This window comes from Phenylobacterium sp., assembly GCF_004799515.1.
In the GTDB taxonomy this organism is placed as follows: domain Bacteria; phylum Pseudomonadota; class Alphaproteobacteria; order Caulobacterales; family Caulobacteraceae; genus Phenylobacterium.
Map to the genome: position 1 here is coordinate 63,180 of NZ_SSMX01000010.1, position 14,681 is coordinate 77,860.

The following is a 14,681-nucleotide window of genomic DNA, read 5'->3' on the forward strand; positions in this document are numbered from 1 at the left end:
CGACTCGGCTATGGATTTGGCTGGGTGACGAGGGCTTTAGCTCTCGATCACCTCCACCATGTGGGCGACCTTGGCGATCATCCCGCGCACCGAGGGGGTGTCCTCGAGCGTGGAGACGCGGCCGAGACGGTTCAGGCCGAGGCCCGAAAGCGTGGCGCGCTGATCCTTCTTGCGGCGGATCGGGCTGCCGGTCTGACGGACGGTGACGGTAGCCATGACTTAGCCCTCCGCGTCGACGGTTTCGGCGGCCGGCGTCGAGGCGCCGTCGGCGCGGCGGCCGATGACATCAGACACCTTCTTGCCGCGCTTGGCGGCGACCTGGCGGGGCGAAGACTGAGCCTTCAGCGCCTCGAAGGTCGCGCGCACCATGTTGTAGGGGTTGGACGAGCCGACCGACTTGCCGACCACGTCCTGGACGCCCAGGGTTTCCAGCACCGCACGCATCGGACCGCCGGCGATGACGCCGGTGCCGGGAGGCGCCGAGCGGACCATCACCTTGCCCGCGCCCCAGCGGCCATTGCCGTCGTGGTGCAGGGTGCGGCTTTCGCGCAGCGGCACGCGGATCATGGTCTTCTTGGCTTCCTCGGTCGCCTTGCGGATGGCTTCCGGCACTTCGCGCGCCTTGCCATGACCGAAGCCGACGCGGCCCTTCTGGTCGCCGACGACCATGAGGGCGGCGAAGGAGAACCGGCGGCCGCCCTTCACGGTGGCGGCGACGCGGTTGATGTGCACCAGCTTCTCGACAATCTCGCTGTCGCGCTCTTCTTCGCGCGGGTTGCGGTTGTCGCGGCGGTTGTCGTCCCTGCGAGCCATCTGGGTTCCTTAGAAGTTCAGGCCGGCTTCACGCGCGGCGTCAGCCAGCGCCTTCACCCGGCCGTGATAGAGATAGCCGCCGCGGTCGAAGACGACGTCCTTGACGCCCTTTTCGATGGCGCGTTGCGCCACCAGAGCGCCCACGCGGGCCGCGGCGTCCTTGTCGGCGCCCTTGGTCTTCTTCTCGCCGCCTTCCAGCGACGAGGCGGCCGCGAGCGTCACGCCGCGCTCATCGTCGATGACCTGGGCGTAGATGTTCTTGGACGAACGGAAGACCGACAGGCGCGGACGGCCGTTGGCCAGCTTGCGCAGGCGCGTGCGGACGCGTTGCGCGCGCTTGACGGAGGAGTCTCGGGAGGAAAGAGCCATGACCTACTTCTTCTTGCCTTCCTTGCGACGGACCTGCTCGCCCGCATAGCGCACGCCCTTGCCCTTGTAGGGCTCCGGCGGACGGATGCGGCGGATGCGGGCGGCCATCTCGCCGACGGCCTGCTTGTCGATGCCGCTGATCTTGATCTCGGTCTGCTTCGGCGTGGCGAAGGAGATGCCCGTGGGCGCCGGGATGTCGACGTCGTGGCTGAAGCCGAGCTGCATGGAGAGCGCCTGGCCCTTCATCTGCGCGCGGTAGCCCACGCCCACCAGCTCCAGCGTCTGCTCGAAGCCGGTGGTGACGCCGGTGACCATGTTGGCCACCAGGCTGCGCGACAGGCCCCACATGGCCTGGGCGCGCTGGCTGTCGCCGCGCTTGGCCAGCTGCAGCTCGGCGCCTTCCAGCTTCAGTTCGATCTCTTCGGCGACGGTCCAGGCGAGCTGGCCCTTGGGGCCCTTCACCGAGACCGTTTGGCCGTCGAGGGTCACCGTGACCCCGTTGGGGATGGCGACCGCCTTCTTTCCGATACGAGACATATCAGTAGACCCGGCAGAGGACTTCGCCGCCCACGTTCGCGTCGCGCGCGGCCGTGTCCGACATGACGCCCTTGGGCGTCGACAGGATCGAGATCCCGAGGCCGTTCTTCACCGGCTTCAGGTCCTTGATCGACGAATAGACGCGACGGCCGGGCTTGGAGATGCGGGCGATGTCGACGATGACCGGCTGGCCGTCGAAGTACTTCAGCTCGATCTCGAATTCCGGGAAGGCGCCCGGGACTTCCACCAAGTGGTAGCCGCGGATGTAGCCTTCGTCGGTGAGCACGTCGAGGAGACGGGCGCGCATCTTCGACGCGGGCGTCATCACCTTCGAGCGGCCACGGATGGCGGCGTTCTTGATGCGGGCGATCAGATCGCCGATGGGGTCGTTGACCATCTTGTCCTTCCCCTTACCAGCTGGACTTGACGAGGCCGGGGATCAGCCCGTGCGAACCGAGGTCGCGCAGGGAGATCCGGCTCATCTTCAGCTTGCGGTAGTAGGCGCGCGGGCGTCCCGTCACCAGGCACCGGTTACGGATGCGGGTCTTGGACGACGAACGCGGCAGTTCCGCCAGCTTCAGCCGAGCTTCGAAACGTTCTTCCAGCGGCAGGCTCTCGTCGTTCGCGACGCGCTTCAGCTCGGTGCGCTTGGCGGCGTATTGCTTCACGAGGGCCTGGACCCGCAGGTTGCGGTTGACGGCGCTTTTCTTGGCCATGGTGCTCTCTCCCCCGCCCTAAGCCGCTTGAGGCTGAGTGAACGGGAATTGGAATTCCTTCAGCAGCGCGCGGGCTTCGTCATCCGTGGGCGCGGTGGTCGCCACGATGATGTCCATGCCCCACATCTGATCGATCTCGTCGTAGTTGATCTCCGGGAACACGATGTGCTCCCGCAGGCCGAGCGCGTAGTTGCCGCGCCCGTCGAACGAGGTCGGCCGCAGGCCCCGGAAGTCCTTCACCCGCGGCAGGGCGATGGTGATCAGCCGGTCGAGGAATTCGTACATCCGGTCCTTGCGAAGGGTGACCTTGGCGCCGATCACCATGCCTTCGCGCAGCTTGAAGCCGGCGATGGAGGTGCGCGCCTTGGTCGGCACGGGCTTCTGGCCCGCGATCTTCGCCAGGTCGGCGATGGCGGCGTTGACCTTCTTGGAGTCGGCCACGGATTCGCCGATGCCCATGTTCAGGACGATCTTGTCCAGCTTGGGGATCTGCATCTCGTTCGTGTAGCCGAACTGATCCTTCATCGCCTTGCGGATGCGCTGGCGATATTCGGTCTTCAGCCGCGGTTCGTAAGCTTGCTCAGCCATTTGCGATCACCTCGCCGGTCGTCTTGGCGAACCGGACCTTCTTGTCGCCTTCCGTGCGGAAGCCGACGCGGGTGGGCTTACCCTTGGAATCGACGATGGCCACGTTGGAGACGTGGATCGGCGCTTCCTTGTTCTTGATGCCGCCTTGCGGATCGAGCTGGCTCGGGCGGGTGTGGCGCTGAACCATGTTCAGGCCGCCCACGACGACGCGCTCTTCCTTCGGCATCACCTTGGAGACGGTGCCCTGACGGCCCTTGTCCTTGCCAGTGAGGACCACGACGCGGTCCCCCTTCTTGATCTTCGCGGCCATCACAGCACCTCGGGGGCGAGCGAGATGATCTTCATGTGGTTCTTGGCGCGCAGTTCGCGGGGAACCGGGCCGAAGATCCGCGTGCCGATCGGCTCGCTCTGCTTGTTCACGATCACCGCCGCGTTCTTGTCGAAGCGGATCAGAGAACCGTCCTTGCGCTTGATGGCCTGGCTGGTCCGAACGACGATGGCTTGCAGCACATCGCCCTTCTTCACGCGGCCGCGCGGGATGGCCTCCTTCACGGAGACCACGATCTTGTCACCAACGCTGGCGTAACGGCGCTTCGCGCCGCCCAGCACCTTGATGCACATGACCCGGCGGGCGCCGGAGTTGTCGGCGACGTCCAGGTTAGTTTGCATCTGGATCATAGGTCTTGATCCCTTACGCTGCCTGGTCGGCGCTGCCCTTAGGCAGCACTTCCCAAGTCTTGGTTTTCGACTTCGGCGCGCATTCGATGATGCGCGCGTTGTCGCCGGCCTTGTAGGCGTTCGCCTCGTCGTGGGCGTGGTACTTCTTGGACCGGCGCACGGTCTTCTTCAGCACCGGGTGCAGGAAGGTCCGCTCGACCTTCACCACCACCGTCTTGTCGCCCTTGTCGGAGACGACAACGCCCTCGAGAATTCGTTTCGGCATGTGTCTATCTCCTCAGGCCTTCGCCTGCTTGGTCCGCAGATGGGTCTTGATGCGCGCGATGTCCTTGCGCACCTGGCCCACGCGGTGGGTCTTCTCGATCTGGCCGGTCGCCTTCTGGAAGCGCAGGTTGAACTGCTCCTTCTTCAGGCTGATGAGCTGGTCGGCCAGCTGGTCGGGCGTCAGCCCGCGGACTTCTTCGGACTTCATCACGCGTGCTCCATCGCCGCGGCGTCGATGCGGGTGACGATGCGGGTCTTCACCGGAAGCTTGGCCGCGCCGAGGCGCAGGGCTTCGCGGGCCACGTCGTCCGGCACGCCGTCGATTTCGAACATGATCCGGCCCGGGTGGACGCGGGCGGCCCAATACTCGACCGAGCCCTTGCCCTTGCCCATCCGCACTTCGGCCGGCTTGTCGGTGACCGGCACGTCCGGGAAGATGCGGATCCACACCCGCCCCTGGCGCTTCATCTGACGCGTGATCGCGCGGCGGGCCGCTTCGATCTGGCGCGCGGTGATCCGCTCGGGCTCGACGGACTTGAGGCCGTAGGAGCCGAAGTTCAGCGTGAAGCCGCCCTTGGCCATCCCATGGATCTTGCCCTTGAACTGCTTGCGGAACTTGGTCTTTTTCGGAGACAGCATCTGATCGACCCTTACGCGTTCGCCTGCTCGCGCCGATCGCGGCGCGGGCCGCGGTCGGGGCGATCGCCGGAGCGGTCACGGCTGCCGCCTTCGCCGGCCGGGCCGCTCTCGCCCGCCAGGCGCTTGTCCAGCGCCATCGGGTCGTGCTCGAGCACCTCGCCTTTGAAGACCCACACCTTCACGCCGATGATCCCGTAGGTCGTCTTCGCTTCGGTGAAGCCGTAGTCGATGTCGGCGCGCAGGGTATGCAGCGGCACGCGGCCTTCCCGGTACCATTCCATCCGCGCGATTTCCGCGCCGCCGAGGCGGCCGGAGACGTTGATGCGGACGCCCTTGGCGCCCAGGCGCATGGCCGACTGCATCGAGCGCTTCATGGCGCGGCGGAAGGCCACGCGGCGCTCCAGCTGCTGGGCGATGTTCTCGGCGATCAGCTGGGCGTCGGTCTCGGGCTTGCGGATTTCGACGATGTTCAGGTGAACCTCGCCGTCCGTCATCGCCGCCACGTCCTTGCGCAGCTTGTCGATGTCCGCGCCCTTCTTGCCGATGATCACGCCGGGGCGCGCGGCATAGATGGTGATGCGGCACTTCTTGTGCGGGCGCTCGATGGTGATGCGCGAGACGCCGGCCTGATACAGGCGCTTCTTCAGCGCCGCGCGGACCTTGAGGTCCTCGTGCAGCAGCTTGCCGTAGTCCGCGCCGTCGGCGAACCAACGCGAGTCCCAGGTGCGGTTGATGCCGAGCCGCAGCCCGACCGGATTGACTTTCTGACCCATCAGGCGGCCTCACCCAGTTCGCGGACCACGATGGTGATCTCGCTGAACGGCTTTTCGATGCGCGAAGCACGCCCCCGCGCACGGGCGGAGAAGCGCTTCATCACCAGGTTCTTGCCCACATAGGCCTCGGCGACGACCAGGCTGTCGATGTCGAGGTTGTGGTTGTTCTCGGCGTTGGAGATCGCCGAATAGAGCGCCTTGCGCACATCGATCGCGATGCGCTTGTGGCTGAACTCGAGCTCGTTCAGCGCCCGCTGCACCTTCAGGCCGCGGATCGACTGGGCGACCAGGTTCAGCTTACGCGCCGAGGTGCGCAGGGTGCGGACCTTGCACATCGCCTCGATGCCGGCCAGGCGGCGGACTTTTTTCGTCTGCGACATGGCTACTTCCTCTTGGCCTTCTTGTCGGCGGCGTGGCCCGGGAAGAAGCGGGTAGGCGCGAACTCGCCCAGCTTCATGCCGACCATGTCTTCGCTGACCATCACCGGCACGTGCTTCTGGCCGTTGTGCACGCCGAACGTGAGACCCACGAACTGCGGCATGATGGTGGAGCGGCGCGACCAGGTCTTGATCACGTCCTTGCGGCCCGAGCTTTGAACGGTCTCGGCCTTCTTGAGCAGGTATCCGTCGACGAACGGACCTTTCCAGACGGAGCGGGTCATCGGTTAGCGAGCCTTCCGTGCGTGACGCGAGCGGATGATGAACTTATCCGTCGTCTTGTTGGTGCGGGTCTTGGCGCCCTTCGTGGGCTTGCCCCACGGGGTCACCGGGTTACGGCCGCCGGAGGTCTTGCCCTCGCCGCCGCCGTGCGGGTGGTCGACCGGGTTCATGGCGACGCCGCGGACGTGCGGCCTGCGGCCCTTGTGACGGTTGCGGCCGGCCTTGCCCATGACCTCGTTCATGTGGTCGGGGTTGGAGACCGCGCCCACCGTGGCCATGCAGCTGTCCGGCGCCATGCGCAGCTCGCCCGAGTTCAGGCGGATCTGGGCGTAGCCGGCGTCACGGCCGACCAGCTGGGCGTAGGTGCCGGCCGAGCGGGCGATCTGGCCGCCCTTGGCGGGCTTCAGCTCGACGTTGTGGATGATCGTGCCGATCGGCATGCCGCGCAGCGGCATGGCGTTGCCCGGCTTCACGTCGGCCTTTTCGGAGGCCACGACCTGGTCGCCCACCTTCAGGCGCTGCGGCGCCAGGATGTAGGCCAGCTCGCCATCGGCGTACTTGATCAGCGCGATGAAGGCGGTGCGGTTGGGGTCGTACTCCAGGCGTTCGACCACGCCCACGACGTCGAACTTCCGACGCTTGAAGTCGATCTTGCGGTAGAGGCGCTTGGCGCCGCCGCCGCGGAAACGCACGGCGATGCGGCCGCCGCCGCCGCGTCCGCCGGACTTGGTCAGACCCTCGACGAGGGACTTCTCCGGACGGCCCTTGTGGAGCTCGGACTTGTCCACCAGCACCAGCTGGCGGCGACCCGGCGAGGTCGGATTATATTGCTTCAAGGCCATCGGATCAGAGCCCCGTGGTGATGTCGATCGACTGGCCTTCGGCCAGGGTCACGACAGCTTTCTTGACGTCGGAACGCCGGCCCTTGATGCCGCGGAACCGCTTGGTCTTGCCCTTCACGTTGAGGGTGTTGACCTTGGTCACGTTCACTTTGAACAGCGCCTCGACGGCGGCGGCGATCTCGTCCTTCGACGCATCGCCGGCGACGCGGAAGACCACCTTGTTGTGCTCGCTGAGCAGGGTGGCCTTTTCGGTGATGATCGGCGCCAGGATGGTGTCGTAGTGGCGGGCGGTCGGTTGCTCGGCCATCACGCAGCCTCCTTCTCTTGGAAGCGCGCCTGGATCGCATCCACCGCGTCCTTGGTCAGGACCAGGGTGCGGCGGCGCAGCACGTCGTAGACGTTGAGGCCAGCGTTCGGCAGCACGTCCACATTGGGGATGTTGCGCGCGGCCAGGCCGAAGTTCTTGTCGACCTCGGCGCCGGCGATCACCAGGGCGTGGGTCACGCCCATGGCGCCCAGCTGCTCGCGAAGGGCCGCCGTCTTGGCGTCCTTCAGGCTGACGTTGTCGACGACGATCAGCGAACCGTCCTTGGCCTTGGAGGACAGCGCGTGGCGCAGGGCCAGGGCGCGGACCTTCTTGGGCAGGTCGAAGGCGTGGCTGCGGACCACGGGACCGTGGGCCTTGGCGCCGCCGACGAACTGGGCCGCCCGGCGCGAGCCGTGACGGGCGCCGCCGGTGCCCTTCTGCTTGTACATCTTCTTGCCGGTCCGCGAGACTTCGTTGCGGACCTGGATCTTGTGGGTGCCGGCGCGGCGCTTGGCCAGTTGCCAAGTCACGCAGCGCTGCAGGATGTCGGCGCGGATATCTTCGATGCCGAAGATCTCGTCGGACAGCTCGATCGAGCCGCCTTTCCCGCCGTCGAGTTTAAGGACGTCGAGTTTCATCAGGCTTCATCCCCAGCTTCCGGCGCGTCAGCAGCCGGGGCTTCAGTGGCGGGCGCTTCGGCTTCGGCGGCGGGCGCCTCGGCTTCCGGAGCCGCGCTCACGGCAGGTTCTTCAGCGGCGGGCGCCTCGGCGGCGGCTTCCATGACCGGGGTCTCGTCCTCGGCGGCGGCCGGAGCCGCGGCGTCCTGGCCGGCCTTGCGGAAGGCGCCGGGGGTCGGAATGTCGGCCGGAGCCGCCTTCTTCACCGCGTCGCGGATCTTCACGAAGTCGCCTTCGGTGCCGGGGACGGCGCCCTTCACCAGGATCAGGCCGCGTTCGACGTCGACCCGCCAGACGGTGAGGTTGAGCGTGGTGACGGTTTCCTGGCCGAGGTGGCCAGCCATCTTCTTGCCCTTGAAGGTCTTGCCCGGATCCTGGCGCTGGCCCGTCGAGCCGTGCGCCCGGTGGGACACCGACACCCCGTGGGTGGCGCGCATGCCGCCGAAGTTCCAGCGCTTCATGGCGCCGGCGAAGCCCTTACCGACGGTGACGCCGGTGATGTCGATCTTCTGGCCCGGCACATAGTGGTCGGCGGTGAACTCCGAGCCGACGTCGATCAGCATGTCTTCCGACACGCGGAACTCGGCGACGGCGCGCTTGGGCTCGACCTCGGCCTTGGCGAAGTGGCCGCGCATGGCCTTCGAAGTGTTCTTGGGCTTCTTGGCGCCCGCGCCCAGCTGGAGGGCCACGTAGCCGTCCTTGTCCTGGGTGCGATGGGCGACAACCGTGCAGCCTTCCAGGCTGAGCACGGTCACCGGGATATGGGTTCCGACTTCATCGAAGAAGCGGGCCATTCCCAGCTTTTTGGCGATCACGCCGGTACGCATCTGGCTGACCCCCTTAGAGCTTGATCTCGACGTCCACGCCGGCGGACAGGTCGAGCTTCATGAGCGCGTCCACGGTCTGCGGAGTGGGGTCGACGATGTCGAGCACGCGCTTGTGCGTGCGGATTTCAAACTGCTCGCGCGACTTCTTGTCGATGTGCGGCGAGCGGTTGACGGTGAACTTCTCGATGCGGGTCGGCAGCGGAATCGGCCCGCGCACGGCGGCGCCGGTCCGTTTGGCCGTGTTGACGATCTCGCGGGTGGAATGGTCCAGCACGCGGTGATCGAAGGCTTTGAGCCTGATACGAATATTCTGAGCCATATGCTCTTTTCGTTTCCCTACAGACGGCGGCCCGCCCGCGTGATCTCGACCATTTCAAAGACCAACCCGAACCTCTCCGAAGAGAAGCACGTACGCGTAAGTCCGCTAAAACGACTAAGGCCCACGCGGAAGCCCGCGAAGGCCCATCCCGAAACACCAATGTAATCAGTATCTCAGTTCGTTCTGCGAACCGCGTCTAGCCCTTGCGAGCTACAGCCGGTCCAACAGGAGGCGCGTTACTACCTGCGCGACTCGCCCTCGTCAAGGGTGGGGTCGTCGTACTTCACCGCCGGCATCGCAAAGAAGCGGCGCAGGTTGAACGGGCTTGGCCGTGGATCGAGGACCTGCTGCAGGATCGCGACGCACAGCATTACTGCGCCGCCGGCGAGCGCGGGAGCCGGCGATCCCATCGCCGGCAGGCCCGCCCCTTTGAAAGCCGCGTTCCCCAGTCCGTTGCCCAGCCACGCGACTGCGACCGCGGCGCACAGGATCTTTCCCCATGGCTGCGGCCGGGCCGCAAGGAAGGCGAACAGCAGTGCAAGCACCATCATCACTGGGAAGCTCAAGACGCGCATGAGTTCGAAGTCGTTCGTCGCCCGGGCCAGATCGCCAAACACCGCATCCGGAGGACCGAAGGTGAACCAGGCCGCGGCGGCGACGGCGGTCACGGCCGCAGCAGCGTAGGCGATGTGCAGCGCCAGCACCCTTGGGACCGGCGCTTGGCTATAAGCCCTTCGAGCCGCGACCGCGGCGTGATGTGCGGCGACTGCGGCCGGATTCGGCGCGGGCCCGAAACGCGCAAAACCCAGGATGTAGAGAGCGCCCACCGGAAAGCCGATGCTGAAGCTGGTCCCGTCCGCCATGCCCCAGCCGTACCTGAAGCTGACGCACGACAGCAGGAACCAGAGTCCCTTCCGTAGGAACTTGGGCGATTTCAGCAACGTCCAGACAGCACCGCCCCATACGGCGAACGCAATCGCCAGGAAGCCCCAGATCCAAGGGTGCGCATTAATGAAATCCAGAAGCGCCATCCGCCACTCCGCCCAGCCAATCTTGGGGGAGACGGCGATATGGTCAAGCTCTCCGCAACCCGTGGCCGGTCACTGCCCGATGGTCACGCCGCCGGAGCCCATGACGGTCTTGGAGACCGGCCCGTTCACCTGTTTGGCGCGCACGTCGCCGGAGCCGGCGATGGTGGCGTGGAGCGTGTCGGCGCTGCCGCGGAAGTCGACATTGCCGGAGCCCATCACCGCCACCTTCATGTCGGTGGCGCGGCCCGAGGCCACCTTCACGTCGCCGGAGCCGGCCACATGCACCTCCAGGGGCCCGGCGATCGAGGCCACGGTGACATTGCCCGAGCCCGCGATATCGACGTCCAGCGCGCCCTTCAGGTCGCCCACGGTGGCGTCGCCGGAGCCCGCCACATGCACCCGGGCCGAGCCCGCGGCGCCGGCGCGGGTGTTGCCCGAGCCCGCCTGGCTGAGGCGCAGCGCCCCGTCCACATTGGCCACCGTCCAGTCGCCGCAGCCAGCGTTGCCCAGCTTCAGGCTGGCCGAACGGCCCACCGAGCCCCACACCGCGCCGCCGGCGTCCAGATCGACATCGCGCGGGGTGTGGATGACGATCTGCGGCATCTCGCGGAAGCCGACATCGCCTACGCCGCGCACCCGCACCGAGACGCCCTCGCCGGAGCCGCGGCAATCGCGGATGCGCCGGCCGAGGCGGCCGTCGACGATGGTGCGGCCGGCGAAGGTGCGGACCTCCAGCGGCAGGGCCGGGTTCGCCTGGATGATGTCGACCTTCACGTCGGCGCGGTTCTCGGGGATCACCGTGACCCGGGCCACGGCGTCCTTCACCTCCACCGAGGTGGCGGCGCTGGCCGCGCCGGCCGCGGCGAGGGTCAGCAGGGCCGCGGCTGCGGCGCCGGTCGTCAGAGCGATACGCATCTGGGATGTCTCCATCGTCTTGGCGTCTGGTTTAAGGGGTCCGGCGGCGTCCTAGCCGACCGTCACGTGGCCGCCGCCGGACACGGACTTCGTCACCTGGCCCGACACCGACTTCACGCGGATGCCGCCGAAGCCGGAGATCGAGGCGTCGAGGGTCTGGGCGTCGCCGCCGAAGCTGATCCCGCCCACGCCGGAAACCGAGGCGTGCACCGCGGTCGCGTGCCCGTTCTCGATCTTGATCTGGCCGACGCCGGAAACATGGGCCGTCATCGCCCCGGTCAGGTCGTCGACATGCACCCCGCCGGCGCCCGAGAGCGTCGCGTCCAGCGCCTGGCGCACCTGGGTTGCGTGCACGCTGCCCGCGCCGGAAAGCTGGAGGGCGAGCTTGTTGGCGGCGCCCATGCGCACCGAGCCCGCGCCGGACTCCCGCAGGCTGGCGTCGCCCGCCACGTCGGCGATGGTCCAGGCGCTGCAGCCGGCGTTCTCCAGGTCCAGGCTGCCAGAGCGGCCAACCGAGCCGTAGACCGCCCCGCCCGCTTCGACCGCCACGGCCTTGGGGGTATGGATCACGATCTGGGGCATGTCGTCGTAGTGGATTTCACCGACGCCGCGGACAAAGGCCGAGGGGTGGTCGCCGTGGGTGTGGCAGTCGTTGATCCGGTGGGACAGGCCGCCGTCGATCACCGTCACCGACCCGCTCACCCGCACCGCCAGCGGCAGCGACGGATTAGTGGTCAGCATCTCGATCTTCACGTCGGCGCGGTCCTCGGGGACCACGGTGACACGGGCGACCGCGTCACGGATCTCCACCGAGGGGCTGGCGGCGCTGGCGGCGCCCGCGGCGGCGACGCCAGCGGCGGCCGAGATGAGCGCAAGGGCGAAACGCATGCTCGAAATCCCCAATCCCAAGTGTTGCCGGGACGTTAGCCCTGGGTTTCAGTCGAAGCAGCTTAATTCGCGGTCATGACTCGGCGGTCACGAAAGGCCCTCCCGCTCGCCGGGCCGTCGTCAGGCCGGTCGGGGAACGCTGGGCGGGCCGCGGTCGGGGCGCACGGCGAGGCGCGCCTCGGCCGGTTTCAGGCCTTCCGCCGCCGCCCGCAGGATAAGCGCGCCGGATCCGCCCTCGGTGGTCTGCACGATCACCTGCGCCAGGCCGTTGTAGAGTCTGCGCGCGTCGCCCTTCTCCGGCTCGTGGCTGTTGGCGTCGCCGTTGCCGAGGCCGATGATCCGTCCGCCCTCGATCTCGAAGCGCACGGCGAGGTTCACGGTGGGGACCGGCCGGCCCTTGGCGTCCAGCGCCTCGACGGTCACCGGCGTCGCGTCGCGGCCGTCACCGGCCAGGCCAGTCCGGTCCGGGGTCAGCCGGAGCGCCACGGGCGCGCCCGCGGTCTCGACAAGCGCGTGGACGACAACCTTGCCGCCGGTCTTGCCCACCGCCTCCAGCCGGCCCGGCGCGTACGGGACATGCCACTCGTTCATCTCATAGGGATCGACCTTCTGCTCGCCGATCAGCTTGCCGTTCAGCATCACGGCGACGGTCTCGGTATTGGCCATGGCCACGACCCGGATCGGCTTGCCCTCGTGGCCAGGCCAGTTCCAGTGCGGGGCAAGGTTCAGCACCGGCCGGTCCTTCACCCACTGCGCCTGGTGGATGAAGAAGGCGGTCTTCGGGAAGCCGCACAGGTCCATGGCGCCGAAAGACGAGCTGGCTGTCGGCCACTCGAAGGGCTGCGGCTCGCCGCGGTAGTCGAAGCCGGTCCAGACGAAGGCCCCGGCGACGAAGGGCCGCGTGGCGATGGCCTTCCAGGCCGCCCGGTGCGTCGCGCCCCACGGCCGCGCGACGTCGTCGTAGGAAGTCAGGAGATGCGCCTCCATGTCGGTGGCGCACTCGCCGCGCGTCCCCACCGCCGAGGTGTCCTCCGAGCTGGTGATCGGCTTGGTCGGATTGGCGGCGTGGAACTTGTCGTAGGCGCTGATCTGGTAGTTGAAGCCGACCACGTCGACGGCCTGGGACACGTTGACCGGGTTGAACATGCCGCCGTTCATCGCCGCGGTGACGGGGCGCGTGGTGTCGAGCCGCTTCACGGTCTCGGCCATGCGCCGGACCATCTCATAGCCCTCGCGGCGGCCCTGCAACGGCTCCTCGTTGAACACCGACCACATGATCACGCTGGGGTGGTTGCGGTCGCGGCGCACCATCCACTCCAGCATCGCCATGTAGTCGGGGCTGGTGTTGAAGAGGCGGTTCTCGTCCATCACCACGAAGCCCAGCCGGTCGGCGGCGTCCAGCAGTTCGCGGGTCGGCGCGTTGTGCGACGAGCGGATGGCGTTGCAGCCCATGGCCTTCAGCCGGCGCAGGCGGAAGTCGATGATCGAATCCGGCACGGCGACGCCGACGCCGGCGTGGTCCTGGTGGATGCAGACGCCCTGGATCTTCACCGGCTTCTCATTGAGGAAGAAGCCGCGGTCGGGGTCGAAACGCTGAGTGCGGAAGCCGCAGAGGGTGGTGACCGTATCGCTGGACGTCCCCGCCCGCACGCTGGTGCGCACGGCGTAGAGGGTCGGCGTCTCGATCGACCAGAGCTGGGGCTCGGCGACCTCCAGCGAAAGCCGCGCAACAGCCTGGTCCAGCGGCGCCACGGTCACGCGGGCGCGGCCCTGCGCCACCGCTCGCCCGGCCGGATCGACCAGCACGGCCTCGACCTCGGCGTCCGCGGCGGCCTCGCCGATATTGGCCACCGTGGCCTCCACCGGCAAGGTCCAGCGGCCGTCGGCCCCGCGCCGCGGATGGGCGTAGACCCCGTCGGTGATCAGGTGGACGGGGCTGCGCTTCACCAGCCAGGCGTGGCGGTAGAGCCCGCCGCCTTCGTACCACCAGCCCTGCAACGGATCGGAATCGACACGCACGGCGATGGCGTTGGTCTCGTCGCCGAAGCGGGCGAAGGGCGTCAGGTCGACGTAGAGCGAGGAATAGGCGCTCCAGCCGTGCGCCGCGACATTGCCGTTGACCCAGACGGTGGCGTTGGTCGCCACCCCGTCCAGCTGCAGCTCCAGGTGCTTGCCCTGGTCGGCGGGGTCGAGGCGCAGGGTGCGTCGGTACCAGGCCACGCCCTTCGGCCGATAACCCTGGCCGACGTTAGCGCTCTCCTCGAACGGCCCCTCGACCACGAAGTCGTGCGGCAGGTCCAGCATGCGCCAGGCGCTGTCGTCATAGCGCAGGCCCGCCGCGCCGCCGGCGGCCCCGGCCTTGGTGCTGGCGTAGGTCTGGTCGCCGGTATGCGGGACGGGCGCGGCGATATCCCCGCGATGGAAACGCCAGCCGAGGTCCAGCGACAGCCGCTCGCCGGGCCCCTGGGCGGACAGCGCCGCCGGCTGGGCAGGCGTCGGCGCGGCGGCCGCGCTGGCGTCCGCCCGGGCCAGCGCCGCGGCCGCCGCGGCCACGCCCGCGACCTTCAGGAATTCCCGCCGCTCCATACCGCCTCGCCCTGCCCTGTCTCCGCCGCCGACCGCGACGCTTGCGGCAAGGTGGCTGGACGCGCGCGGCGCGGCAAGCAAAAGGCCGCCGGGGGTGGTCCCCGGCGGCCTGATGCAATCCAGTTCCTCCCCCGAAGGGGAGCGATTTACTTGATGATCCGCGCCACGACGCCGGAGCCGACCGTGCGGCCGCCTTCGCGGATGGCGAAGCGCAGGCCCTGGTCCATGGCGATCGGGGTGATCAGCTCGACGT

The 14,681-nt window shown here is 67.9% G+C and carries 25 protein-coding genes; all 25 read right to left on the reverse strand.

The annotated features are described in order from the left end of the window. Positions 1–36: 36 nt before the first annotated feature. On the reverse strand, positions 37–216 hold the full coding sequence (rpmD, locus tag E8A49_RS05290) for a 50S ribosomal protein L30 (RefSeq protein WP_293377185.1): 180 nt from the start codon (positions 214–216) through the stop codon (positions 37–39). A gap of 3 nt (positions 217–219) precedes the next feature. Continuing rightward, positions 220–813, reverse strand: coding sequence for a 30S ribosomal protein S5 (rpsE, locus tag E8A49_RS05295; RefSeq protein ID WP_293377188.1), 594 nt, complete (start codon positions 811–813; stop codon positions 220–222). A gap of 9 nt (positions 814–822) precedes the next feature. Then, the gene (gene rplR / locus E8A49_RS05300; protein ID WP_293377191.1) at positions 823–1,182 is read right to left on the reverse strand and encodes a 50S ribosomal protein L18; all 360 of its coding nucleotides are present in this window, start codon (positions 1,180–1,182) and stop codon (positions 823–825) included. A gap of 3 nt (positions 1,183–1,185) precedes the next feature. Continuing rightward, positions 1,186–1,719 (reverse strand): 50S ribosomal protein L6, encoded by a 534-nt coding sequence (rplF, locus tag E8A49_RS05305; protein ID WP_293377193.1) that lies wholly within the window; start codon positions 1,717–1,719, stop codon positions 1,186–1,188. 1 nt (position 1,720) lies between these two features. After that, positions 1,721–2,116, reverse strand: a complete 396-nt coding sequence (gene rpsH, locus E8A49_RS05310) for a 30S ribosomal protein S8 (RefSeq protein ID WP_293377196.1) — start codon at positions 2,114–2,116, stop codon at positions 1,721–1,723. 13 nt (positions 2,117–2,129) lie between these two features. Further along, the gene (rpsN, locus tag E8A49_RS05315; protein ID WP_293377199.1) at positions 2,130–2,435 is read right to left on the reverse strand and encodes a 30S ribosomal protein S14; all 306 of its coding nucleotides are present in this window, start codon (positions 2,433–2,435) and stop codon (positions 2,130–2,132) included. Positions 2,436–2,453: 18 nt separating this feature from the next. Then, positions 2,454–3,023, reverse strand: a complete 570-nt coding sequence (rplE, locus tag E8A49_RS05320; protein WP_293377202.1) for a 50S ribosomal protein L5 — start codon at positions 3,021–3,023, stop codon at positions 2,454–2,456. Further along, on the reverse strand, positions 3,016–3,333 hold the full coding sequence (gene rplX, locus E8A49_RS05325) for a 50S ribosomal protein L24 (protein ID WP_293377205.1): 318 nt from the start codon (positions 3,331–3,333) through the stop codon (positions 3,016–3,018). Before rplX ends, rplE begins: the two co-directional genes overlap by 8 nt. Then, positions 3,333–3,701 carry a 50S ribosomal protein L14 gene (gene rplN / locus E8A49_RS05330; protein ID WP_293377208.1) on the reverse strand — a complete coding sequence of 123 codons (369 nt, stop codon included), beginning with the start codon at positions 3,699–3,701 and terminating at the stop codon, positions 3,333–3,335. Before rplN ends, rplX begins: the two co-directional genes overlap by 1 nt. Before the next feature lie 13 nt (positions 3,702–3,714). Next, the gene (rpsQ, locus tag E8A49_RS05335) at positions 3,715–3,966 is read right to left on the reverse strand and encodes a 30S ribosomal protein S17 (RefSeq protein ID WP_293377211.1); all 252 of its coding nucleotides are present in this window, start codon (positions 3,964–3,966) and stop codon (positions 3,715–3,717) included. A 12-nt stretch (positions 3,967–3,978) separates the two neighbouring features. Next, positions 3,979–4,173, reverse strand: a complete 195-nt coding sequence (gene rpmC / locus E8A49_RS05340; RefSeq protein WP_293377214.1) for a 50S ribosomal protein L29 — start codon at positions 4,171–4,173, stop codon at positions 3,979–3,981. Then, complete coding sequence (gene rplP / locus E8A49_RS05345) at positions 4,173–4,604, reverse strand: 50S ribosomal protein L16 (RefSeq protein WP_293377217.1); 432 nt, start codon at positions 4,602–4,604, stop codon at positions 4,173–4,175. The genes rpmC and rplP overlap by 1 nt, the downstream gene beginning before the upstream one ends. An 11-nt stretch (positions 4,605–4,615) precedes the next feature. Further along, entirely contained in the window at positions 4,616–5,377 is a 762-nt protein-coding gene (gene rpsC, locus E8A49_RS05350; protein ID WP_293377220.1) for a 30S ribosomal protein S3, read from the reverse strand. Next, entirely contained in the window at positions 5,377–5,757 is a 381-nt protein-coding gene (gene rplV, locus E8A49_RS05355) for a 50S ribosomal protein L22 (RefSeq protein ID WP_293370218.1), read from the reverse strand. Before rplV ends, rpsC begins: the two co-directional genes overlap by 1 nt. Before the next feature lie 2 nt (positions 5,758–5,759). Next, positions 5,760–6,038, reverse strand: coding sequence for a 30S ribosomal protein S19 (gene rpsS / locus E8A49_RS05360; protein WP_293377223.1), 279 nt, complete (start codon positions 6,036–6,038; stop codon positions 5,760–5,762). A 3-nt stretch (positions 6,039–6,041) separates the two neighbouring features. Continuing rightward, positions 6,042–6,878 (reverse strand): 50S ribosomal protein L2, encoded by an 837-nt coding sequence (gene rplB, locus E8A49_RS05365; RefSeq protein WP_293377226.1) that lies wholly within the window; start codon positions 6,876–6,878, stop codon positions 6,042–6,044. A gap of 4 nt (positions 6,879–6,882) precedes the next feature. Further along, positions 6,883–7,185 (reverse strand): 50S ribosomal protein L23, encoded by a 303-nt coding sequence (locus E8A49_RS05370; protein ID WP_293377229.1) that lies wholly within the window; start codon positions 7,183–7,185, stop codon positions 6,883–6,885. Continuing rightward, on the reverse strand, positions 7,185–7,823 hold the full coding sequence (rplD, locus tag E8A49_RS05375; protein ID WP_293377232.1) for a 50S ribosomal protein L4: 639 nt from the start codon (positions 7,821–7,823) through the stop codon (positions 7,185–7,187). Before rplD ends, E8A49_RS05370 begins: the two co-directional genes overlap by 1 nt. Beyond that, the gene (gene rplC / locus E8A49_RS05380; protein WP_293377235.1) at positions 7,823–8,689 is read right to left on the reverse strand and encodes a 50S ribosomal protein L3; all 867 of its coding nucleotides are present in this window, start codon (positions 8,687–8,689) and stop codon (positions 7,823–7,825) included. The genes rplD and rplC overlap by 1 nt, the downstream gene beginning before the upstream one ends. Before the next feature lie 13 nt (positions 8,690–8,702). After that, positions 8,703–9,008 (reverse strand): 30S ribosomal protein S10, encoded by a 306-nt coding sequence (gene rpsJ, locus E8A49_RS05385; protein ID WP_068876686.1) that lies wholly within the window; start codon positions 9,006–9,008, stop codon positions 8,703–8,705. 239 nt (positions 9,009–9,247) lie between these two features. Continuing rightward, complete coding sequence (locus E8A49_RS05390; RefSeq protein ID WP_293377237.1) at positions 9,248–10,039, reverse strand: hypothetical protein; 792 nt, start codon at positions 10,037–10,039, stop codon at positions 9,248–9,250. A gap of 69 nt (positions 10,040–10,108) precedes the next feature. Continuing rightward, the gene (locus E8A49_RS05395; RefSeq protein WP_293377240.1) at positions 10,109–10,954 is read right to left on the reverse strand and encodes a DUF2807 domain-containing protein; all 846 of its coding nucleotides are present in this window, start codon (positions 10,952–10,954) and stop codon (positions 10,109–10,111) included. 51 nt (positions 10,955–11,005) lie between these two features. Then, positions 11,006–11,842 (reverse strand): hypothetical protein, encoded by an 837-nt coding sequence (locus tag E8A49_RS05400; RefSeq protein WP_293377243.1) that lies wholly within the window; start codon positions 11,840–11,842, stop codon positions 11,006–11,008. 120 nt (positions 11,843–11,962) lie between these two features. Then, a complete protein-coding gene (gene galA, locus E8A49_RS05405; protein WP_293377246.1) occupies positions 11,963–14,428 on the reverse strand; it encodes a beta-galactosidase GalA in 2,466 nt (821 codons plus the stop codon). A gap of 146 nt (positions 14,429–14,574) precedes the next feature. Further along, positions 14,575–14,681, reverse strand: a 107-nt coding sequence (locus E8A49_RS05410) for a hypothetical protein (protein ID WP_293377252.1), incomplete at its 5' end; no start/stop codon positions are given.